Raw genomic sequence first — 20,998 nt, forward strand, 5'->3', positions numbered from 1 at the left:
CGCGAGGTCGACGTGGTCTTCGCGGACGCCGCGGGCACGCCCCGGCTGGACCGCGAGGAGGCCGACGCGATCAACGCCGTCTTCGGGCCGTCCGGCGTCCCGGTCACCGCGCCCAAGACGATGACCGGCCGCCTCTACTCCGGCGGCGCCCCCGTGGACGTGGTCTCCGCCGTACTGGCGATCCGCGAGGGCCTGATCCCACCCACCACCAACGTGGAGCTGTCCCCCGAGTACGCCATCGACCTGGTGACCGCACAGCCGCGCAGCACTCCGGTGCGCACGGCACTTGTGCTGGCACGGGGGTACGGCGGCTTCAACTCGGCGGTGGTGGTCAGGGCGGCGGACTGATTCCGCAGCCACGCGGACACACCTTCCCAACCCACGAAAGGACCCTGCATGTCCGACCGCGAATTCACCTTCGACGCCCTCAAGCGCATCCTCCTGGAGGGCGCCGGTGCCGACGAGGGTGTGGACATCGACGGCGACATCCTCGACATCACCTTCGAGAACCTCGGCTACGAATCGCTCGCCCTGCTGGAGACCGCCGGCCGGATCGAGCGCGAGTACGGCGTCTCCCTGGACGACGACATCTTCGCCGAGCATCCCACCCCGCGCGCCCTCGTCGCGGCGATCAACGACGTCCTCAAGGACGCCGTCACCGCCTGAGCGCCCGGCCGCGTCAAGCGTCCCGTCGCGTCAAGCGTCCGGGAGCGGCCGCCCGCCCCCGCGCGGCCGCTCCCGTATACCCGCCACCCTCACTGGAGAGACACATGTCGCAGCAGGACCAGCCAGTCGCCCTCGTCACCGGCGCGACCAGCGGAATCGGCCTTGCCGTCGCCCGCCTCCTGGCCTCCTCGGGGCACCGCGTGTTCATCGGCGCGCGCAACGCCGAGAACGTCGCCACCACCGTCAAGGAACTGCAGGACGAAGGCCTTCAGGTCGACGGCACCACCCTGGACGTCCGCTCGTCCGACGACTGCCGCGCCTTCGTGCAGGCCGCCGTCGAGCGCTTCGGCGCCGTGGACGTGCTGGTCAACAACGCCGGTCGCAGCGGTGGCGGGGTCACCGCCGACATCGCGGACGAGCTCTGGGACGACGTCATCGACACCAACCTCAACAGCGTCTTCCGGATGACCCGCGAGGTCCTCACCACCGGCGGCATGCGCCACAAGCAGCGCGGCCGGATCATCAACGTCGCCTCCACCGCGGGCAAGCAGGGCGTCGTACTCGGCGCCCCGTACTCCGCCTCCAAGCACGGCGTCGTCGGTTTCACCAAGGCGCTCGGCAACGAGCTGGCCCCCACCGGCATCACCGTCAATGCCGTCTGCCCCGGCTACGTCGAGACACCGATGGCGCAGCGCGTCCGGCAAGGCTACGCGGCCGCGTACGACACCAGTGAGGACGCGATCCTGCAGAAGTTCCAGTCGAAGATCCCGCTGGGCCGCTACTCCACCCCCGAGGAGGTGGCCGGCCTGGTCGGGTACCTGGCCTCCGACACCGCCGCCTCCATCACCTCGCAGGCCCTCAACGTCTGCGGTGGACTCGGCAACTTCTGATCCGACCGGACGAGCCGACCCATGAACCCGAGGAAACCCCCAGGAGAGCCGAGGAACATGAGCATGCCAAACCCGGGCCTGCGCGAGGTGGAGCACGAGATCACGGTCTCGGCCCCGGCCAATGCCGTCTACCGGCTGATCGCCGAGGTGGAGAACTGGCCGAGGATCTTTCCGCCGACCATCCACGTCGACCATGTCGAGAAGAACGACCGCACCGAACGCATCCGCATCTGGGCCACCGCCAACGGCGAGCCGAAGAACTGGACGTCGCGTCGCACCCTCGATCCGGATCAGCTGCGGATCGGCTTCCGTCAGGAGGTCTCCGCGCCGCCGGTCGCCTCGATGGGCGGCACCTGGGTCATCGAGCCCCTCTCCGGCTCCACGTCCCGCGTGCGGCTGCTGCACGACTACCGGGCCGTCGACGACGACCCGGAGAGCCTGAAGTGGATCGACGAGGCCGTCGACCGCAACTCCCGCTCCGAGCTGGCCGCGTTGCAGACGAACGTCGAACTGGCCCATGCTGCAGCGGACTTGACGTTCTCCTTCGAGGACACAGTGCACATCGCCGGCTCGGCCAAGGACGTCTACGACTTCGTCAACGACGCCCACCTGTGGTCCGAGCGGCTCCCGCACGTGGCCAAGGTCCGGCTCGACGAGGACACCCCGGGCCTGCAGACGCTGGAGATGGACACCCGGGCCAAGGACGGCTCGGTGCACACCACCAAGTCGTACCGGGTGACCTTCCCGCACCGGAAGATCGCCTACAAGCAGATCACCCTGCCGGCGCTGATGACTCTGCACACCGGCTACTGGACGTTCGCGGAGACCGGCACCGGCGTCGCCGCGTCCTCGCAGCACACCGTCACCATCAACACCGAGAACATCCCCCGCATCCTCGGCGCCGACGCCACTGTCGCCGATGCCCGGGAGTACGTGCGGGCGGCGCTCAGCACCAACAGTCGCGCCACCCTCGGCCACGCCAAGGACTACGCGGAAGCCAGGGCCTGACCATGACCGAGGACCGCACCGCAACCGAGGTGATCGTGGTCGGCGCGGGCCCCGTCGGGCTGATGCTCGCCGGGGAGCTGCGGACGGCCGGCGCGGACGTGATGGTCCTCGAGAAGCTCACCGCGCCGACCACCGAGTCGAGGGCGTCCACCCTGCACGCCCGCACCATGGAGATCCTCGCCGGCCGGGGTCTGCTGCGTCCCCTCGGCGAGGTGCCGAACGACCGCAGGGGCCACTTCGGCGGCATCCCGCTCGACCTCACGCTGCCCGGCCGTCATCCGGGCCAGTGGAAGGTCCTGCAGACCCGGTTGGAGGAGCTGCTGGGCGAGTGGGCGCGGGATCTGGGTGCGGACATCCGGCGTGGTCACGAGCTGACCAGGCTGACCGTGACCGAGGACCATGCCGAGGCCCAGGTCCGCCTCCGGGACGGAACGACCCGGGTCTTCCGGGCCCGGTACGTCGTCGGCTGCGACGGCGAACACAGTGCCGTACGCCGCCTTGGAGGCTTCGACTTCCCGGGCGCCGACGCCGCCCGTGAGCTGCTGCGTGCCGACGTGGCCGGCATCGACATCCCCGACCGCCGCTTCCAGCGGCTGGCGGGCGGACTGGCCATCGCGGCCCGGCGTCCCGACGGAGTGACGCGGGTGATGGTGCACGAGTTCGGCGCCGCACCACGCGGCACGCAGCCGCGGTTCCAGGATGTCGTCGACAGCTGGAAGCGGGTCACGGGCGAGGACATCGGCCACGGGACCCCGCTGTGGGTGAACTCCTTCGGCGACGCGTACCGGCAGGCCGTCCGCTACCGCGACGGCCGGCTGTTCCTGGCCGGTGACGCGGCTCACCAGAAGATGCCGATCGGCGGCCAGGCGCTCAACCTGGGCCTGCAGGACGCCGTCAACCTCGGCTGGAAGCTGGCCGCCCGGGTGCGTGGCCGGGCCGGCGACGGCCTGCTCGACAGCTACCACGACGAGCGGCACGCCGTCGGCCGCCGGACGCTCAGCAACATCCGGGCCCAGGCCCTGCTGCTGCTCGGTTCCGCCGAGGTCGACGCGGTCCGCCAGGTCTTCGGCGAGCTGATCGCCGTCAGCGGGAACGTACGCGCTCACCTGGCCGGAATGATCAGCGGCCTCGACATCCGGTACGACGTCGGACCCGGCCGGCATCCGCTGCTCGGCCGCCGCCTGCCGTACGGCGACGTCCCCACCACCGCCGGCCGCGGTGTGCTGCTCCTGCTGCCAGGTGACGAGGACCGGCGGGAGGAGCTGCGCACCGTCGCTGCCCCTTGGGCGGACGTCGTGGACACGGTGACGGCCGTCTCCCGGCCCGAGGAGATCCCGGCGGACACCGTCGCCCTCCTGGCACGGCCCGACGGCCATGTGGTGTGGACCCACAGCACCAACAGCACGGAGAGCGAGAACACGGACATCACGACAGCCCTGACCCGGTGGTTCGGCCGACCGCGCGTACCGGCCCCAGCCACCGCACTGGCGAAGAGCCCCCAGAGCACCCAGAGCCCCCAGAGGACAACGAGGAATCGGAGTACACACATGAGCAGGCTCATCGGCAAGACCGCGCTAGTCACCGGATCGAGCCGTGGCATGGGTCGTGCCACCGCCCTGCGGCTGGCCCAGGAGGGCGCCCTCGTCGCCGTCCACTACAGCTCCAGCCAGGACTCGGCCGACGAGGTCGTCGCCCTGATCGAGAAGGACGGCGGCCGCGCCTTCGCCGTACGCGCCGAGCTCGGCGTCGGCGGTGACGTCCACGAGCTGTTCCTGGGCCTGGAGAGCGGACTGCGGGAGCGCACCGGGTCCACGGACCTGGACATCCTGGTCAACAACGCCGGTGCCATGGGCGGCGTCAAGCCCGAGGACACCACGCCCGAACAGTTCGACCGGCTCTTTGCCGTCAACGCCAAGGCGCCGTTCTTCCTGATCCAGCGGGCCCTGAAGAACATGCCCGACGGCGGACGCATCATCAACATCACATCCGGCCTCACCCGTTTCGCGAACCCGGAGGAGATCGCGTACGCGATGACGAAGGGTGCCGTCGACCAGCTCGCGCTGCACTACGCGAAGCTCCTCGGCCCGCGCAACATCACCATCAACAGCGTGGCGCCCGGCATCACGCGCAACGACAACCCGGTGTTCGGCATACCGGAGGCGGTGGAGCAGATGGCGAAGCTGTCCACCTTCAACCGGGTCGGCGAACCGGAGGACGTCGCCGACATCGTGACGTTCCTCGCCACCGACGAGGCCCGCTGGATCACCGGCTCCTTCGTCGACGCCACCGGGGGCACCCTGCTCGGCTGAGCCGCCCCTGCCGTCACCCAACCAATCCGGCGGAACGGGACCATGACACCTTCGACGACTCCGGGGACCACCGTGCCCACAGTGGCCGGCGAGCGGTGGAGCCCGGCCCTGTGGGGCCTGCTGTTCGTGCTCGCCGGCAACATGCTCATCGACGCCCTCGAGGTGTCCGTGGCACTGGTGGCGCTGCCCTCCGTGAGCGCCGACCTCGGCCTGCCGGTGGCGCAGGTGCAGTGGGTGGTCAGCGGATTCGCCGTCGGCTTCGGCGGGCTGCTGTTGTTCGGCTCCCGACTGGTCGCGCTGCTCGGACGACGTCCCGTCTACCTCGCCGCCCTGCTGGTCTTCGCCGCCGCGTCCCTGGCGGCCGGCGTCGTGGACAGCGCGGTGCCGCTGGTCGGCACCCGCCTCGTGAAGGGCGCGTGCGCGGCGCTCACCGCACCGACCGGGCTGGCCATCATCCTCGCGGTGTTCCCCCAGGGCCCCGCGCGCGGCCGGGCGGTGTCGGTCTACTCCTTCTTCGGTGCGGTCGGCTTCTCCGCCGGGCTGTTGCTGTCCGGGCTGCTCACCGAGGCGAGCTGGCGCTGGGCCTTCGCCTTCCCGGCGCCGGTCGTCCTGCTGCTGTTCGCCGCCGGGCTGCGGCTGATCCCGCACGACCCACCGGGCAGAAGCACAGCGAGACGGTACGGCGTCCCCAGCGCCCTCGCCCTCACCGGTGCCACGCTGATGCTGGTGTACGCGATCGTCTCCGTGCCCGGCACCGGTTGGGAGAACTCGCGCACGATCGGCGCATTCGTCCTCGCGGCACTGCTCGCCGCGGTGTACTTCCGCGCCGAACTGACCGCTGAGAAGCCGTTGTTGAGCCTGGGCCTGCTTACCCAGGGCCCGCTGGTGCGCTCCGCGCTCGGAGCGGCGGCGCTGAACGGCTCGTATCTGGGCCTGCTCCTGCTGAGCACCCTGCACCTCCAGCGACGCGCCGGATGGAGCTCGCTGGAGACCGGGCTCGCGTTCCTCCCGGCCAGCGTCCCGCTCGCCCTCACCGCACTCCACTCCGGCCGCGTCGCGGCCCGGTTCGGTCCGGCCCGGCTGATCGCGGCCGGCGCCGCCGCCGCACCGGCCGGCTACCTGCTCTACCCGCGTGACGCCCCCTCGGACGTGCGGTACGCCGTCGACGTACTGCCCACCATGCTGTTCGTCGGCGTCGCGTTCGTGCTCGCCTTCGCGGCGCTGCACCTCCAGGCCACCGGCTCGGTGCCCGCACCCCGGCAGGCGGAGGCGAGCGGGCTGTACCAGACCGCCGTCCAGCTGGGCGCCGCGCTCATGATCGGGCTGACCGCCGCGCTGTACCCCTCGGGTTACGGGCCCGCCCTCGGGCTGGTCACGGCCGTCGGCCTGTTCGGTTTCCTCGTCGCCCTGTACGGCCTGACACGAAGGGAACCCCACGCCGAACGAGACGTCGACCCGGACGGCAGACCGAGGGACGAGACGGGCCGGCACCGGGCGTGACACGGCCGCGATCACACCTACCCCAGGGAGAGGGCACGACACCATGCCGATTGCAGAAGAAAGCCTCAGGTCCCGCACCGACGAGCTGACCGCGATCAAGGAATCGGCGCGCGGCGGACCCGATCCGGCCGCCACCGAACGCCAGCACGCCAAGGGCAAGCTGACCGCGCACGAGCGGATCGGACTGCTCCTGGACAAGGGATCGTTCACCGAGGTCGAGCCCTTGCGGCGGCACCGGGCGAGCGGCTTCGGGCTGGAGCACAAGAAGCCGTACAGTGACGGTGTGATCACCGGCTGGGGCACCGTGCACGGTCGTACGGTCTTCGTCTATGCCCATGACTTCCGGATCTTCGGCGGCGCGCTCGGCGAGGCCCACGCTCAGAAGATCCACAAGATCATGGACCTGGCCGAGGCCGCCGGCGCGCCGGTGGTCAGCCTGAACGACGGTGCGGGCGCCCGTATCCAGGAGGGCGTCACCGCGCTGGCAGGGTACGGCGGCATCTTCCAGCGCAACACCAGGGCCTCCGGCGTCATCCCGCAGATCTCGGTGATGCTCGGCCCCTGCGCGGGCGGCGCCGCCTACAGCCCCGCGCTCACCGACTTCGTGTTCATGGTCCGCGAGACCTCGCAGATGTTCATCACCGGCCCCGATGTCGTCAAGGCCGTGACCGGCGAGGAGATCACGCAGAACGGCCTCGGCGGCGCCGATGTGCACGCCGGTGTCTCGGGCGTCTCCCACTTCGCGTACGACGACGAGGAGCACTGCCTGGAGGACGTGCGCTATCTCCTGTCGTTGCTGCCCGCCAACAACCGGGAGCTGTCGCCGGTCACGCCCTGTGCCGACCCGGCCGACCGGGCGTGCGACGCCCTGCTCGATCTGGTTCCGGCCGGTTCGGGGCAGGCGTACGACATCCGGAAGGTGATCGAGGAGATCGTCGACGACGGCGAGTACTTCGAGGTGCACCCGGCCTGGGCCACCAACCTCGTCTGCGCCCTGACCCGCTTCGACGGCCATGTCGTCGGCATCGTCGCCAACCAGCCCGCCTCCATGGCGGGTGTGCTGGACATCGAGGCCTCCGAGAAGGGCGCCCGCTTCGTCCAGTTCTGCGATGCGTTCAACATCCCGCTGGTCACCCTGGTCGACGTGCCCGGCTTCCTGCCCGGTGTGGACCAGGAGCACAACGGCATCATCCGGCGCGGAGCCAAGCTGCTGTACGCCTACTGCAACGCCACCGTGCCGAGGATCTCACTGGTCCTGCGCAAGGCGTACGGCGGCGCCTACATCGTCATGGACTCCCGCTCCATCGGCGCCGACCTGGCGCTGGCCTGGCCCACCAACGAGATCGCGGTGATGGGCGCGGAGGGCGCGGCGAACGTGGTCTTCCGGCGCGAGATCAACGCCGCCGAGGACCCGCAGGCCGTGCGGGAGCAGCGGATCGCGGAGTACAAGTCCGAGCTCATGCACCCCTATTACGCCGCCGAACGCGGCCTCATCGACGACGTCATCGACCCGCGCGAGACCCGGTCGGTGCTGATCCGCTCGCTCTCGATGCTGCGGGCCAAGCACGCCGACCTGCCGACGCGCAAGCACGGCAACCCCCCGCAGTAGCAGAAGAAGTGGCAGTCACAGGAACGGAGCCATGACCGTGACACCGCCGACCGGGCCGCCCGCCCGGCAGTGCCAGAACGCACTGAACACGCTTCATTCCACCGTGTACTTCGGACCCGACCTCGGCCGGGAGCTGGCCGGCAAGGGCATCGACGACCCGATGGACTGGTACCTGGCAGGCCGGGCCGCGGCGCTGGGCCGCGTGGGGCCAGGCGTGGTCACCGCCCTGTTCTACAACTTCCGGTACGACACGATCGCCCGGCATCTTCCCGCCCTCTGGGACCGGGTGCCTCCCGAGGAGGCGGTTGCCGCCCGGCTGCGCGCGGCCGACGCCATCCTGCGCCGGGCGTTCGGAGTGGAGGCCCTCACCGCACGCCCGATGCGGGAGGCGGCCCGGCTGGCGCTGCGGGCCGTCGAGGCCTGCGGTCGTCCCGGCCGCCCGATGTACGCGGCGCACGCCGACCAGCCCGTGCCCGACGAGCCGCACCTGGCGCTCTGGTACGCGGCCACCCTGCTGCGGGAGCACCGTGGGGACGGCCATGTCGCCGCCCTGAGCGCGGCCGGCCTGGACGGACTGGAGGCGCTGGTCTCGCACTCCGCGAGCGGCGCGGGAATGCCGAGTGAGTCGGTCATGACCTCGCGCGGCTGGACCGAGCAGGAATGGTCCGAGGCCGAGGAACGGCTGCGAGGGCGCGGGCTGCTGGCCGAGGACGGGACGCTGACCCCACAGGGCGTCCGGCTCCGCCAGGAGCTGGAGGAGGAGACCGACCGCGCGGACCGGGAGCCGTACCAGCACCTCGGTGCGGAGGGCGTCGCGGAACTCACCAGGATCACCGAGGAATTCGTCCGGATTGCCGGAACGGCCGGAACATTCCCCCCGGGGCTCGCGTCCTTCTTTCTGCCTGCGGATTTGACGAAGACGTGACACAGCAGCGGACACATCTGACACGGGAATTCTTGAACCGGTCCGTGTCACCGAAGAGGCTTATGGCGGAATCCCCCATTGGAGAGGCATTTGATATGGCGGACGGTGCTTCGGCAGAGGCGTACAGCACGGGATCGCTGACCCGGGGAACTTTCTCCCCACTCGACCAACTCCGGCTGTTCGAGCGGAAATACGACCCGGTGACCCGCGCCATCATCGAAGCGCTCCCCCTGGACCAGGCCCCGCGGTGCCTAGAGCTGGGCGCCGGTGCCGGTTCGATGTCCTACTGGCTGGCGGAGCGGGCGCCCGAAGGCGAGGTACTCGCCGTCGACATCGACGTCAGCAGGCTGGAATCGCATCGCGCCGCAAACCTGACGGTACATCAGGCAGATATTGTCTCCGAGGAGTTCGAGGAGGGCGCCTACGATCTCGTACTCGCCCGGGCCGTGGTCGAGCACCTCAAGGACCCCGATGCCCTGCTGACCCGTGCTACGCGCTGGTTGGCCCCCGGCGGCTGGCTGGTCGTGGAGGACTTCTACTACCTGCCCGCCGAGCACGCCGCGACCGCCGTGGGGCGCACCCTCGTCGGCGGATACGTGCGCCGCATGGAGGATCAGGGCGCCGACATGGGCTGGGCGCGCCACCTGCCGGCCGCCCTGGCCCGGGCCGGCCTGGAGTCGGTCGGCCTGCGCCTGACTCCCGCGGGCCCCGGCCAGTCCCCCGCCGACGACGAACTGATCGGCCTGCGGCTCCGGCAGGAAGGCCATGCCCTGGTCGACGGCGGCATGGTGACCGCCGACGAACTCGCGGACTTCATGGGCCTGCTCGGCCGCCCGGAGGGGCGGGACATGACGACGCTGATGGTCTCGGCGTGGGCGCGGCGCCCGGCGGAGTAAGCGCGGACCAGGAATCACGCACGAGGAAGCACGAGGGAGAGCACTCATGACCGCACAGAACGTCGTACTTGTCACCGCCGCTACGGGAAACGTCGGCCCGCACGCGGTGGCCCATCTGCTCGAAGCGGACGCCCGGGTCCGTGCGCTGGTCCTCCCGGACGACCCCAACATCGGCCGGCTCCCCGACGGCGTCGAGATCTTCCACGGCGACCTCGGTGACCCGGACAGCCTCGACGCCGCCCTGGACGGTGTCGACGGCGTCTTCCTCATGTGGCCGTTCTTCTCCCTCCCGGTCGACACCGCGCCCACGGTGCTGAGCAAGATCGAGACCACGGCCCGCCGCGTCGCCTTCGTCTCGTCCGTCGGCGTGCACATCGGCCTGGAGCCCGTCGACAACAACTGCCACGCATACATCGAGAAGCTGCTGGAGGGGACCACCCTGGAGTGGACCTTCCTGCGGACCACCGGATTTCACTGCAACGCCGCCATGACCTTCGCCGCGCAGGTCCGTAGCGGCGACGTGGTGCGCTTCCCGTACGGCGCGGCCACCCGCACCTCTGTCCACGAGTCGGACCTCGCCGCCGTCGGAGCCAAGGCGCTCACCAGCGAGGGGCACGCTCGCAAGGCGTACCTCGTCTCCGGCCCGGAGCAGCTGTCCCAGGCAGGGCAGCTGAAGGTCATCGCCGAGGTAACCGGGCGTGAGCTCACCTGGAAGGACATCGAGCACGACGCCGCCCGGAAGGCCATGGTGGACGCCGGCTGGCCGCCCTCGTACGCCGACGGGGCGCTCGACTACTTCGAGACGCTGACCAGAACGCCGGAGGTCGGCTCGAACGTCGTGGAAGAGGTGACCGGCAAGCCGGCCCGCACCTTCCGTGACTGGGTGGTCGAGCACGCCGACATGTTCAGCTGAGCGGCTCACCGAGACCCCTTACGGAGTTTTCCGATGACACAATTGCCCGAGCCCGGCTTCGTCACCTTCGACACGCTGACGGCCGAAGTGCCCCGGACGGCCGACGAGTTGGTCGAGGCCCTCGTCACCGAGGCGGCAGGGCGGTTGCGCCACAGCCGGGGATTCATCGCCTCCCGCGTCCATGTCAGCGACGACCGTCGTACGGTGATCCACCGCTGCCTCTGGCGTGACGCCGCCGATCACCACGCTGCCGCCGACCGGCTGAAGGAACTGGCCAACAGGCCCGGCGTGCAGACAGCGAAGGCCTTCGGGGGCACTCCCGCCCCCGGCCTTCACGGGCCCCAACTCGGCGCGCAGCCCGGCCGGTTGGCTGTCGCCACGCGCTACCTGCACCCCGGCTCCTATGACGCCCTGGCCGACCTGCTGGCCCGTAGCGGCGCGTGGAAGCGCCACCACAAGGGCTTCATCTCGGCCACGCCGCACATCACCCCGGACGGCCTCACCTTCGTCAACTACGCGATGTGGGCGACCGAGGACTCGTACCGCGCGTGGATGGCCGATCCGAGGATCTCCGAGGGGCAGGAGGAGATCGCCCGTCTCGAAGCCGCCCCGCCCGAATACGTGCTGTGCACCGTGGCCGCCGACATCGCGGCCGCCTGAACCCGGCCGTACGCATCCAGAGCACGACTCCAGAGCACGACTCCAGAGCACGACGAACCGAAGGACCGCACAGCCATGACCGCCGTCACGAGCACGTCCGTGCGGGTCGAGATCGTTCTCGACCTCACCTGTGTCCACTCCTACATCGGATTCACCCGTTTCGAGCGGGTCGCCGACCGGCACCGGGCGGCGGGCGGCGAAGTCGACGTGGTGTTCCGCCCCTTCCAGGTCTCGCCCGACGCACCGCCGCAGGGCCGTCCGCTGTCCGAGGTGCACCTCGGCTTCTTCGGCAGCGCCGAGGCGGCCGCGCAGGCCACCGAGAGCATGGCTGCCGTCGGCGCCAAGGACGGCCTGGAGCTGAACTTCGGGCGCGCCGTACATGTGAACACCTTCGAGGCCCACCGCCTCCTGGCCGCTGCCGCCCGCCAGGGGCTGGGCGAGCCGATGGCCGAGCGCATCTTCCGGGCCTATCTGACCGACGGGCTGAACATCGGCGACCGCGCAGTTCTCGACAGCCTGGCCACCGAGATCGGCGTACGGCCGAGCGCGGACGGCGCCGAGGAGTTGCGCGCCGAACTGGCCCGGGTGCTGGCTTCCGGCGTCCGAGGCGTACCGGTCTTCACCTTCGGCGGCGGGGTCGTCCTGACCGGCGCCCAGCCGGAGGAGACGTTCCGGCGGGCCTTCGAGGCCGCTGCCGGCTGACTCCGCCGTTCCAACCCACCCGCACTCCACTCCGTACCCAAAGGAGAACTCATGCGACGCATACGTCACACCTGGGCAGCCACCGCCGCCGGCGCGTTACTCGTCCTCACCGCCACGACGGGCCCGAGCGCCGCCGCTGCCCAGCCCCTGACCGCCCCGGCCGCGGACCGGGCCGCCGTCGAGGAGCAGGCCCCTCAGGTCCTGGAGCTCAGGTCCTCGGTCGACGGACTGTCCGCCCCGACCACCGCGCGCCCGGGCCTGACCACGTTCCGGGTGTCCACCACTGACCCCGCCTCGGGCTGGATATCGCTGGTCCGTCCCAAGCCCGGCGTCTCCTTCGAGAGCTTCCGCTCCTCCCTGCTGAAGATCATCAACGCGGTCGGGCCCGACATCGTCGAGGGCAGCGCCGAGATGCAGCAGAAGGCGGAGCTGCTCGGCGGCACGGTGATCCACCCGAACCTCCCGGCCTCCTTCACCAGGACCCTGACGCCCGGCACGTACTGGTTCTTCGACTACCGCAACATCCGCGACGAGAACCCGCGCCACAGCACCTTGACGGTCAGCGGCACCGCCGGAACCGGCACCGCGCCGGCCCCCACCGCCTCCCTCACCGGCAAGATGATCGACGGCCGGCCGCGCTGGATCCTCGACGGCACCGTGCGCGCGGGCCGTCCGATCCTCTTCCGCAACGAGATGCCCGAGGGCCAGAACATCGAGGCCATCTTCTTCCGCCTCGCGGACGACGTCACAGAGCAGGACGTCCAGGACTACGTCAACGACTTCGGCGACACCGGTGCGTTCCCGGACTACACCGGCCCCCTCGACCTGGAGCAGGGAACCGGCGGTCTGCCCATGAACGTGGGGGAGACCTCGCTGCTCCAACTCACGCTGCAGCCCGGCCGCTACGTGGTCGTCGACTTCTTCAGCGACGCCAAGGACGGCAGCAGCCTCATCAAGCGTGGCCACTGGAAGATCTTCGAGGTCCAGTGACCTTACGACGGTTGCGACGGAGGAGAAGACCATGAACCTGCCCGGCACGACGGGTGAGACGCTCATACGGATCGAGAGCGGTGCCCCCGACGAATACGAAGTGGCCGTGCTGACCGCGGTGTTGCTCGCCCGGATCGCGGTACCGGCGGACGACGCCGAGACGGACGAGGTCCGCAGCGTCGCCCGCTGGCGGCGCCTGGAGCGCATGTCCGGCCACCACCGCACTCCGTGCAGCTGGCAGAGCCCCACCGCACGCTGGAGCGGACGGGCTGCGTGAACGACGGAGGAGCTTGATGCTGCCGTTCCCTGACAGCCTGGAGCAGGAAGACCTGACGCTCGAAGATTTCCTCGAAGAGGCGGATACTCAGCGGCCCGCGCTGCTCGCCGGTGAGGAGGGAGAGAATCCCGACCCTCACATCTTCCGCGGGGTCGACTGAAGCGCCTGCGACCGAGCCGCAGGCACAGGAGATCTGGTGCCCCCAACGGGATTCGAACCCGTGCTACCGCCTTGAAAGGGCGGCGTCCTAGGCCGCTAGACGATGAGGGCTATCGGCCCGCCTGGGCGCTTCTCAGCGCGTCGGGGACGTGAGAAGCATATGGGATGGCGGGAGGGATCGCCAAAACGGTTTACGGAGACGGGGTGGGCGAGGGAGTGGGGGACGGGGTCGGAGACGGGGTGGCTCCCGGCTGGTTCTCCTCGACCAGGTGGCGGCTGACCTCCGCCGTCGTCAGGCCCAGGCCGCCCAGCCTGATCGCGTCCCAGGCCTGGAGGCGGCGGGTGTCCCGGTCGAAGTAGAGGATCGACGCCTCGATCGGGTCCGGGTGCTCGCCCTCCACCGCGCGCAGGCCGCTGCCGCCCGTCGAGCCTTCGATGCGCAGCCGGGTGCCGTACCGCATGACCTCCATCTCCTGGTGGTGCACATGGCCGGCCAGGACCAGGGGGACCTCGCCGTCGGTCTGGCGGGCGGCCGGCGGCTCGTGGGCGATGGCCACGTCCACGGGGGTGCCGGCGGCCCGCTGGTCGCGCAGCGCCGAGGCCAGGCGGGCGCCGGCCAGTTCCTGGGAGGCGTCGGCTCCGGGTTTGTTGGTGCGGTCGGGGGTGAACTGTGGGTCGCCGATGCCCGCGAAGCGCAGGCCCGCGATGGTCGTCGCCCGGCCGTCGTCCAGGACGTGCACGTTCCTGAGGCCTTCGAGGTAGCGCTGGGTGATCAGGGAGTCGTGGTTGCCGCGGACCCAGACGTACGGGGCGCCCAGGTCCTCGATGGGGTCCAGGAAGCCGTTCTCCGCCGCTGTGCCGTGGTCCATCGTGTCGCCGGAGTCCACGATCACGTTCACCTCGTACTGCTCCACCAGCGAGGCGATGATCTTCCAGCTGGCCGGGTTCAGATGGATGTCGGAGACGTGCAGGACGCGGATGGTGGTGGGGTCCGGCTGGTAGGCGGGGAGCGTGGAGGTGGCGTCGTAGAGCTTCGTCACGTTCGTCACCAGGCGGGCCAACTCCTGCTGGTAGACGTCGAATTCGGTGACGATGCTGCGGGCGTCGCCGACCAGGGAGGGGGCGGAGGAGAGCAGGCCGGAGAACCTCGGTTCCAGGACGGACTTGGGATTCCAGGAGGCGTACGCGGTCACCCCGGAGGCGGCGAGCAGGGCGAGGGCGAGGCCGCCGGCCGCCAGGGCCCGGCGCGGGCGGCGGTAGACCGCGAGGCCCAGGGCGGTGGCGCCCGCGACCACGGCCACACAGGAGCGCACCGCCAGGTCGAGGGCGCCGTGGCCGACGTCCTGGGCGACCTCGTCCTGGAGGCCGGAGAGGCGTTCGGGGTGGTCGACGAGGGCCTGGGAACGGTCCGGGTCGAGCTGGTCGACGTTCACGTCCAGACGGACCGGGGCGATGTGACTGTCCAGGTGGAGGGCGCCCAGTGGGGAGACGTTGATCTTCGTGCCGCCGGCGAGGGACGGGCGCAGGGTCATCGTCGTGTCCATCGGGCCGACCGGGACGCGCACGTTGCCGACGACCAGCAGACCGAGCCAGGCGCCCAGCAGGACGACTGTGATCAGGCCGAGGGCGCGGATCCAGGGGTTGTGGGGCTGGGAGACGAGTTCGACCGCGGGGTGGGGGCGGAGGCCGCGCGGCCTTCGTATGCGGGTGATCGTGTTCAGGACTGCGGCTGGGACGCGGGCCATTGGTCCCCTATGCCCGTGTCCGGGGGTGGATATGCGGGGCCGTGCGGGTCGTAACGGAGTGCTCCTGCGGCTCTCGTACGGGGGTGTCGTACCGGACAATGGGCCTGTGCTGGAGATGACGCGCGAGGAGTTCGAGGAACTGGTCGCCGAGGCGCTGGACCGGATTCCGCCGGAGCTGACGCGGCTGATGGACAACGTCGCGGTGTTCGTCGAGGACGAGCCACCGGTGGACGATCCCGAGCTGCTCGGACTGTACGAGGGGACTCCGCTGACGGAGCGGGGCGAGTGGTACGCCGGGGTGCTGCCGGACCGGATCACGATCTACCGGGGGCCGACGCTGAGGTTCTGCGTGTCGCGGGAGGACGTCGTCGCGGAGACGGAGATCACAGTGGTGCACGAGATCGCCCATCACTTCGGGATCGACGACGCGCGGTTGCACGCCCTGGGATACGGATGACCGTGCGCGTGTCCTCTTGTGGGCGGCGGGAGTTGGGCACGTTGACTCCTTCACCCTCCCCGGAGGTGGCTGCCCGTGCGCCCCTTGCTCGTACCCGTCCGCCTGGCCGCCACCGTCGTGGCCGTCGCCGCTGCCGCCGGCTGTATGAGCGTGGGTGACGACGACGGAGGGCGGGCCAGGCCGTCGCACTCGGCGGGGCAGCGGGGCGGTGCGGCGCCCGACGGGGGGTCGGTGGAGCCGGACGGTGGCGCCGGGCACGGAGAGGCCGCGGGCGGGGCCGAGGACGGGCGCGGCAAGGGCGGGAAGGGGCACGGCACGGCGAAGCCGGGCGAGTCGGCCGCACCGTCGGGGTCGGCGGCCGTGCCCGGGGCGAGCGCGTCGGCTTCGGTGCCGGACGGGCCGGGGCGGACCGTAGGGCCCGGGGGTCCCGCGCCGACGCCTGCGCCGCCTAGCCCGACGCGGACCAGTCCTGTGCCGGAGCCGCCCCCGCCGTCGCCGGAACCGTCGGCGTCTCCCGAGCCGACGGTTGCCGAGCCGTCGTCGTCGGCGCACGAGGAGACGAGGCCGCAGCTGGTGCAGCGCGAGCCGGCGCCGGAGGCCGGGGCGCCGGTCTAGGTGCCGCGCCGGTGGGCCGTTGGGCCGGGTGTACCAGCTCGGTTTGCCATGGGGGGCGGTGGGTGCGTATGGTGGCAGATCGTTTGATCCCATTTGCCCGGCGCCAACGCAGAGCGCGCCGTGTGGCGCGTACTCTCCCTTGCCGTGGCGGACCGCATTGAGGCGGTCGTATTGCGAATCACGGAGTTGACGGGCGCGTGCCGACGAGACTCCGGAAGGTTTCGCATACGCATGTCCATTTCCAGTACTGATCACGTCGTCGTGCCCGAGAACGAGGCCGTCGAGGAAACCCCCGAGCTGACCTTCGCGGACCTCGGCCTCCCCGAGGGTGTCGTGCGCAAGCTCGCGCAGAACGGCGTGACCACCCCCTTCCCGATCCAGGCGGCGACCATCCCGGACGCCCTGGCCGGGAAGGACATCCTCGGCCGTGGCCGCACCGGCTCCGGCAAGACCCTCTCCTTCGGCCTGCCGACCCTGGCCACGCTGGCCGGCGGTCGCACCGAGAAGCGCAAGCCGCGCGCCGTCATCCTCACGCCGACCCGTGAGCTCGCCATGCAGGTCGCCGACGCGCTGCAGCCGTACGGGGACGTCCTCGGGCTGAAGATGAAGGTCGTCTGCGGCGGTACGTCGATGGGCAACCAGATCTACGCCCTGGAGCGCGGCGTCGACATCCTCGTCGCCACCCCCGGTCGCCTCCGCGACATCATCAACCGCGGTGCCTGCTCCCTCGAGGACGTGCAGATCGCGGTGCTCGACGAGGCCGACCAGATGTCCGACCTGGGCTTCCTGCCCGAGGTGACGGAGCTGCTCGACCAGGTTCCGGCGGGCGGTCAGCGGATGCTGTTCTCCGCGACGATGGAGAACGAGATCAAGACCCTCGTCGACCGGTACCTCAACGACCCCGTCTCGCACGAGGTCGACGCGGCGCAGGGCGCGGTGACGACCATGTCGCACCACATCCTGATCGTGAAGCCCAAGGACAAGGCGCCGGTCACGGCGGCCATCGCCTCCCGCAAGGGCCGCACCATCATCTTCGTCCGCACCCAGCTCGGCGCCGACCGGGTCGCCGAGCAGCTGCGCGACGCCGGCGCCAAGGCCGATGCGCTGCACGGCGGTATGACGCAGGGCGCGCGCACGCGGACGCTGGCGGACTTCAAGGACGGCTACGTCAACGTCCTGGTCGCAACGGACGTCGCGGCGCGCGGCATTCACGTCGACGGCATCGACCTCGTCCTGAACGTCGACCCGGCCGGCGACCACAAGGACTACCTGCACCGGGCCGGCCGTACGGCGCGCGCCGGGCGCACCGGCACCGTCGTCTCCCTCGCGCTGCCGCATCAGCGGCGCCAGATCTTCCGGCTGATGGAGGACGCGGGCGTCGACGCCTCGCGGCACATCATCCAGGGCGCGGGCGCCTTCGACCCGGAGGTCGCCGAGATCACCGGCGCCCGTTCCATGACCGAGGTGCAGGCCGAGTCCGCGGGCAACGCGGCGCAGCAGGCCGAGCGTGAGGTCGCCCAGCTCACCAAGCAGCTGGAGCGGGCGCAGCGCCGTGCCGCCGAGCTGCGCGAGGAGGCCGACCGGCTGGTCGCCCGGGTCGCACGCGAGCGGGGCGAGGACCCCGAGGCGGCGGTGGCCGAGGCACAGGCCGCGGTGGCGCAGGCCGTCGAGGTGTCCGTGCCCGAGCAGCCGGTGGCGCGGGACGTGGACCGGGCCGAGGCTTCGTCGTCGTACGAGCGTCGTGAGCGGCGTGACGAGCGGGGTGACCGTGGTGGCTTCCGTCGCGAGGAGCGGGGTGACCGTGGCGGCTTCCGTCGCGATGACCGGGGTGACCGTGGTGGGCGTTCCTTCGAGCGTCGGGACGACCGGGGCGGGTTCAACCGGGACCGCGACCGTGACCGTGGCTTCGAGCGCCGGGACGGCGAGCGTGGTGGCTTCCGTCGTGACGACCGTGGTGACCGTGGTGGCCGTTCCTTCGAGCGTCGGGACAACGACCGTGGTGGGCGTTCCTTCGAGCGCCGCGATGGTGACCGGGGCGGCTTCCGCCGTGACGACCGGGATGACCGTGGCGGGCGTTCCTTCGAGCGTCGGGACAACGACCGTGGTGGGCGTTCCTTCGAGCGCCGTGACGGTGACCGGGGCGGCTTCCGTCGTGACGACCGCACCGCCGGTCGCCGGGACGAGCGCGGCGGCCACCGCGGCAGCGACCGTCCGTTCAACCGGGACCGCCAGGGCGACCGCCCGGGCTTCCGCACCGGCGGTCACGAGCGCCCGTACGGCCGCCGCGACGACCACCGCAGTGGCGGTTCCTTCGGCCGCCGTGAGGACAAGCCGCGCTGGAAGCGCAACGGCTGACGCCGGTAGGCAGTGAGCTGTCGGCGCCGTGGCCCCACCCCTCGCGGGGTTTGGGGCCACGGCGCTTTTCCGTGCCGAAAAGCTGTGCGATCCCTGTAGGATCAGCCGACTTCTGAGAGGGATGTGGCGCCAGGGGGCGGGGAGCATCCGACGCGTGTCGCAGTCACCTCTCGCGCTTCAGGGGAGGGTTCTTTGGCTCGTCATGCCTTCGTACGGCTGCTCGGCGCATCCGCGGTGCTCGCGGCCGGGCTGAGTCCGTTGCTGCCGTCTCCGGCGGTGGCGGAGACTCCGCAGGAAACGGTGGTGCCGGCCGCGTTGCGCAGCACCAACCTGGGGGCGGCACTGCACTACCCCGACACCCAGACGGGCACCGACGGCGTCGGCAGCGAGGGCGTGTACCACCGGGTGGAGGACAACTCCCGCCTGTTGTGGACGCGTTACTCCGACGGCAAGACCGTCGAGGCGCCGCCGGTCACGGGCGCGATCGGCGTGAGCGGCACGGGCAGCGACATCCTCGCGTACCGCTACAGCGGCGGCCGTTTCGACCTGTGGAACCCGGTCGACGGCACGACCCGTACCGCCCAGCTGCCCTCGGGGCAGGTACTGCTCGGCGTGTACGGCACCACGGTGGTCACCGCTGCTTCCGTCACGCACGAGGACGGCACGACCACGCGGGTGCTGCATCTGTTGGACGTCGGCGCGGACGGGACCGTCGTCGACACCGAGGTCAGCGGGTCGCCCGAGGGCATGACGCTGGGGCACCCGCGCGGTGCGGACGCCTCGGGCGTGGTCTTCAACGCGATGCTGGACGGCACCGCCCGCGTGGTGTCCGTGGACCGCGCGACCGGCCGCGTGCAGAGCTGGAGCCAACCGCTGCCGAGCACCACCCACGCCTACGTGAAGCTGTCGCCCGAGTACGTCGCCGTGTACAGCCGGGCGCAGGACACCAAGGTGGTGGTGCTGCCCCGGGCCGACCTGTCGGCCGCCCCCGTCGAGGTGGCTCTCGACGGCAGCAGCATCATGAACTACGTCAACGACCTCGCAGTGGTCGGCGACTGGCTGGTCCACGTCCCCAGCGGCAGCCTCCAGGTGACCGCCAAGCCCATCACGGGCGGTGCTGAGGTCACCCTCCTCACCTCAGCCCGTCTCGACGTGTCGGCCGCGACGGACGGCTCCGCCGTGGCCATCGGCCGGACCGCCGCCGACGACTGGGGCATCCAGCGCATCCACGCGGACGCCTCCGGCAAGCCAGTCGTCACGCAGCTCAAGGCCCTGCCGAAGCCGCCGGCTCCGATCCAGGGCATCTCCTTGGAACAGGGCCGCCTGGTCGTCACGGACACCAGCGGGAGCACGCAGCGCAACGACTACGTGCGGACCGTGGCTGCCACCGGCACGCCCGAGTTCGGCGAGCGCTCCGAGTTCACGCCCCGGATGGTGTCCGACGTCGTGATCGGTACCTGCCCGGAGAAGGAGATCGCCTGCTCGCGGGTCTTCGGTACGGCCGACGGCCGGATCGCCTGGATGGAGTACGGCTCGGAGATCGACCGGCTCCGAGTCAACGGCCCGACGGACGCCGGGCTCTGGGAGCGGAGCGTGCCCATCGACGGTCTCATCACCGACGTGTCGGGGCGGTACGTGCTCTATGCGACGCCGGGCGAGCGGTACGTCTACAAGATCGGTGACAACGGGAATCCGGTCACGCGCACGACGGGCGCCGCCGCGCTCTCCGGCGACGTGCTGTGGACGGCGGCGACGACCCCGGGCGCGGTCACGGCGCTGAACCTGTCCACCAAGGCCACCACCGCCGTCACCACCGACGCCGGCTGCAAGCCCGCCGAACTCCAGGCGCTCGGCCGCTACCTGTACTGGACCTGCGACGGCCGTGCCGGTGTCTACGACCGTACGGCGAAGAAGTCCGTGCCCGTTCCGATGGGCGAGGCGAAGCTCGGCGACGGGTATGTCGTCACGCACGACAAGCAGGCCGGGAAGCTGACACTCACCACCGTTGCCGGTGGCACGCCCTCGAGCCGGATCATCGGAGACCTGCCCGACACGGGGGTCTCACAGCGCGACGTGCGCTGGACAGTGGACGAGTCGGGCGCCAACGCCGCCTACGTCGACGACCAGCAGCGCGTGCACCTCGTACCGTCCGGTGTGCCCCAGCAGCCGCTGCGGCTGCTGGGGCCGGCGAAGAACGCCGCTCATGTCGAGGGGCACGAGATGGACGCCGTGCCGGACACGCTGACCACCGTGCTGCTGTCGAAGCCGTCGGCGAGCTGGGAGCTGACGGTGCGGGACACGGCGGGCAAGGTCGTCGACACT

The 20,998-nt window shown here is 70.9% G+C and carries 19 protein-coding genes, 1 tRNA gene and 1 pseudogene; 19 read left to right on the top strand and 2 right to left on the bottom strand.

Annotation, left to right across the window (positions count from 1 at the left end):
- The 15 genes and pseudogenes from ACTWQJ_RS21680 to ACTWQJ_RS21750 form a co-directional block, all read left to right on the top strand.
- A pseudogene (locus tag ACTWQJ_RS21680) lies at nt 1-348 on the top strand (ketosynthase chain-length factor); the annotation flags it as partial.
- A 48-nt stretch (nt 349-396) separates the two neighbouring features.
- On the top strand, nt 397-666 hold the full coding sequence (locus ACTWQJ_RS21685; RefSeq protein WP_443308267.1) for an acyl carrier protein: 270 nt from the start codon (nt 397-399) through the stop codon (nt 664-666).
- Nucleotides 667-770: 104 nt separating this feature from the next.
- The gene (gene fabG, locus ACTWQJ_RS21690) at nt 771-1,556 is read left to right on the top strand and encodes a 3-oxoacyl-ACP reductase FabG (RefSeq protein ID WP_443308268.1); all 786 of its coding nucleotides are present in this window, start codon (nt 771-773) and stop codon (nt 1,554-1,556) included.
- 63 nt (nt 1,557-1,619) lie between these two features.
- Complete coding sequence (locus tag ACTWQJ_RS21695) at nt 1,620-2,564, top strand: aromatase/cyclase (RefSeq protein WP_443308284.1); 945 nt, start codon at nt 1,620-1,622, stop codon at nt 2,562-2,564.
- A 2-nt stretch (nt 2,565-2,566) separates the two neighbouring features.
- Complete coding sequence (locus ACTWQJ_RS21700; protein ID WP_443308269.1) at nt 2,567-4,873, top strand: SDR family oxidoreductase; 2,307 nt, start codon at nt 2,567-2,569, stop codon at nt 4,871-4,873.
- A 42-nt stretch (nt 4,874-4,915) separates the two neighbouring features.
- On the top strand, nt 4,916-6,373 hold the full coding sequence (locus tag ACTWQJ_RS21705) for an MFS transporter (protein ID WP_443308270.1): 1,458 nt from the start codon (nt 4,916-4,918) through the stop codon (nt 6,371-6,373).
- A 43-nt stretch (nt 6,374-6,416) separates the two neighbouring features.
- Complete coding sequence (locus ACTWQJ_RS21710; protein ID WP_443308271.1) at nt 6,417-7,982, top strand: acyl-CoA carboxylase subunit beta; 1,566 nt, start codon at nt 6,417-6,419, stop codon at nt 7,980-7,982.
- Nucleotides 7,983-8,013: 31 nt separating this feature from the next.
- Nucleotides 8,014-8,907, top strand: coding sequence for an SCO6745 family protein (locus tag ACTWQJ_RS21715; protein WP_443308272.1), 894 nt, complete (start codon nt 8,014-8,016; stop codon nt 8,905-8,907).
- Nucleotides 8,908-9,002: 95 nt separating this feature from the next.
- A complete protein-coding gene (locus tag ACTWQJ_RS21720; protein WP_443308273.1) occupies nt 9,003-9,803 on the top strand; it encodes a class I SAM-dependent methyltransferase in 801 nt (266 codons plus the stop codon).
- Between the two features lie 46 nt (nt 9,804-9,849).
- The gene (locus ACTWQJ_RS21725; protein WP_443308274.1) at nt 9,850-10,716 is read left to right on the top strand and encodes an NAD(P)H-binding protein; all 867 of its coding nucleotides are present in this window, start codon (nt 9,850-9,852) and stop codon (nt 10,714-10,716) included.
- A gap of 33 nt (nt 10,717-10,749) precedes the next feature.
- The gene (locus ACTWQJ_RS21730; RefSeq protein ID WP_443308275.1) at nt 10,750-11,376 is read left to right on the top strand and encodes a putative quinol monooxygenase; all 627 of its coding nucleotides are present in this window, start codon (nt 10,750-10,752) and stop codon (nt 11,374-11,376) included.
- A gap of 75 nt (nt 11,377-11,451) precedes the next feature.
- Nucleotides 11,452-12,078, top strand: a complete 627-nt coding sequence (locus tag ACTWQJ_RS21735) for a DsbA family oxidoreductase (RefSeq protein WP_443308276.1) — start codon at nt 11,452-11,454, stop codon at nt 12,076-12,078.
- Between the two features lie 51 nt (nt 12,079-12,129).
- Entirely contained in the window at nt 12,130-13,068 is a 939-nt protein-coding gene (locus ACTWQJ_RS21740; protein WP_443308277.1) for a hypothetical protein, read from the top strand.
- A 31-nt stretch (nt 13,069-13,099) separates the two neighbouring features.
- Nucleotides 13,100-13,345 carry an acyl-CoA carboxylase subunit epsilon gene (locus tag ACTWQJ_RS21745; RefSeq protein WP_443308278.1) on the top strand — a complete coding sequence of 82 codons (246 nt, stop codon included), beginning with the start codon at nt 13,100-13,102 and terminating at the stop codon, nt 13,343-13,345.
- Between the two features lie 16 nt (nt 13,346-13,361).
- Nucleotides 13,362-13,505, top strand: coding sequence for a hypothetical protein (locus ACTWQJ_RS21750; RefSeq protein ID WP_443308279.1), 144 nt, complete (start codon nt 13,362-13,364; stop codon nt 13,503-13,505).
- Between the two features lie 34 nt (nt 13,506-13,539).
- Here the strand turns inward: ACTWQJ_RS21750 and ACTWQJ_RS21755 are convergent.
- Nucleotides 13,540-13,615 (bottom strand) — tRNA-Glu (locus ACTWQJ_RS21755).
- Nucleotides 13,616-13,695: 80 nt separating this feature from the next.
- Nucleotides 13,696-15,249: a metallophosphoesterase family protein gene (locus ACTWQJ_RS21760; RefSeq protein ID WP_443308280.1), complete on the bottom strand. Its 1,554-nt coding sequence runs from the start codon at nt 15,247-15,249 to the stop codon at nt 13,696-13,698.
- A 106-nt stretch (nt 15,250-15,355) separates the two neighbouring features.
- On the opposite strand from ACTWQJ_RS21760, the gene ACTWQJ_RS21765 reads away from it, so the two are divergent.
- The 4 genes from ACTWQJ_RS21765 to ACTWQJ_RS21780 form a co-directional block, all read left to right on the top strand.
- A complete protein-coding gene (locus tag ACTWQJ_RS21765; protein ID WP_129798619.1) occupies nt 15,356-15,706 on the top strand; it encodes a metallopeptidase family protein in 351 nt (116 codons plus the stop codon).
- Nucleotides 15,707-15,781: 75 nt separating this feature from the next.
- Nucleotides 15,782-16,321 (top strand): hypothetical protein, encoded by a 540-nt coding sequence (locus ACTWQJ_RS21770; protein WP_443308281.1) that lies wholly within the window; start codon nt 15,782-15,784, stop codon nt 16,319-16,321.
- Nucleotides 16,322-16,552: 231 nt separating this feature from the next.
- On the top strand, nt 16,553-18,676 hold the full coding sequence (locus tag ACTWQJ_RS21775) for a DEAD/DEAH box helicase (RefSeq protein ID WP_443308282.1): 2,124 nt from the start codon (nt 16,553-16,555) through the stop codon (nt 18,674-18,676).
- 192 nt (nt 18,677-18,868) lie between these two features.
- A partial coding sequence (locus ACTWQJ_RS21780; protein ID WP_443308283.1) for an FG-GAP repeat domain-containing protein occupies nt 18,869-20,998 on the top strand: 2,130 nt, incomplete at its 3' end.

The organism is Streptomyces sp. KR55 (assembly GCF_052245645.1).
GTDB classification, from domain to species: domain Bacteria; phylum Actinomycetota; class Actinomycetes; order Streptomycetales; family Streptomycetaceae; genus Streptomyces; species Streptomyces flavusporus.

What these genes read in the sequence shown, in the direction of transcription:
- ACTWQJ_RS21685 (WP_443308267.1), top strand. Translation starts at nt 397, where the DNA reads ATGTCCGACCGCGAATTCACCTTCGACGCCCTCAAGCGCATCCTCCTG.
- fabG (WP_443308268.1), top strand. Translation starts at nt 771, where the DNA reads ATGTCGCAGCAGGACCAGCCAGTCGCCCTCGTCACCGGCGCGACCAGC.
- ACTWQJ_RS21695 (WP_443308284.1), top strand. Translation starts at nt 1,620, where the DNA reads ATGCCAAACCCGGGCCTGCGCGAGGTGGAGCACGAGATCACGGTCTCG.
- ACTWQJ_RS21700 (WP_443308269.1), top strand. Translation starts at nt 2,567, where the DNA reads ATGACCGAGGACCGCACCGCAACCGAGGTGATCGTGGTCGGCGCGGGC.
- ACTWQJ_RS21705 (WP_443308270.1), top strand. Translation starts at nt 4,916, where the DNA reads ATGACACCTTCGACGACTCCGGGGACCACCGTGCCCACAGTGGCCGGC.
- ACTWQJ_RS21710 (WP_443308271.1), top strand. Translation starts at nt 6,417, where the DNA reads ATGCCGATTGCAGAAGAAAGCCTCAGGTCCCGCACCGACGAGCTGACC.
- ACTWQJ_RS21715 (WP_443308272.1), top strand. Translation starts at nt 8,014, where the DNA reads ATGACCGTGACACCGCCGACCGGGCCGCCCGCCCGGCAGTGCCAGAAC.
- ACTWQJ_RS21720 (WP_443308273.1), top strand. Translation starts at nt 9,003, where the DNA reads ATGGCGGACGGTGCTTCGGCAGAGGCGTACAGCACGGGATCGCTGACC.
- ACTWQJ_RS21725 (WP_443308274.1), top strand. Translation starts at nt 9,850, where the DNA reads ATGACCGCACAGAACGTCGTACTTGTCACCGCCGCTACGGGAAACGTC.
- ACTWQJ_RS21730 (WP_443308275.1), top strand. Translation starts at nt 10,750, where the DNA reads ATGACACAATTGCCCGAGCCCGGCTTCGTCACCTTCGACACGCTGACG.
- ACTWQJ_RS21735 (WP_443308276.1), top strand. Translation starts at nt 11,452, where the DNA reads ATGACCGCCGTCACGAGCACGTCCGTGCGGGTCGAGATCGTTCTCGAC.
- ACTWQJ_RS21740 (WP_443308277.1), top strand. Translation starts at nt 12,130, where the DNA reads ATGCGACGCATACGTCACACCTGGGCAGCCACCGCCGCCGGCGCGTTA.
- ACTWQJ_RS21745 (WP_443308278.1), top strand. Translation starts at nt 13,100, where the DNA reads ATGAACCTGCCCGGCACGACGGGTGAGACGCTCATACGGATCGAGAGC.
- ACTWQJ_RS21750 (WP_443308279.1), top strand. Translation starts at nt 13,362, where the DNA reads ATGCTGCCGTTCCCTGACAGCCTGGAGCAGGAAGACCTGACGCTCGAA.
- ACTWQJ_RS21760 (WP_443308280.1), bottom strand. Translation starts at nt 15,249, where the DNA reads ATGGCCCGCGTCCCAGCCGCAGTCCTGAACACGATCACCCGCATACGA.
- ACTWQJ_RS21775 (WP_443308282.1), top strand. Translation starts at nt 16,553, where the DNA reads ATGTCCATTTCCAGTACTGATCACGTCGTCGTGCCCGAGAACGAGGCC.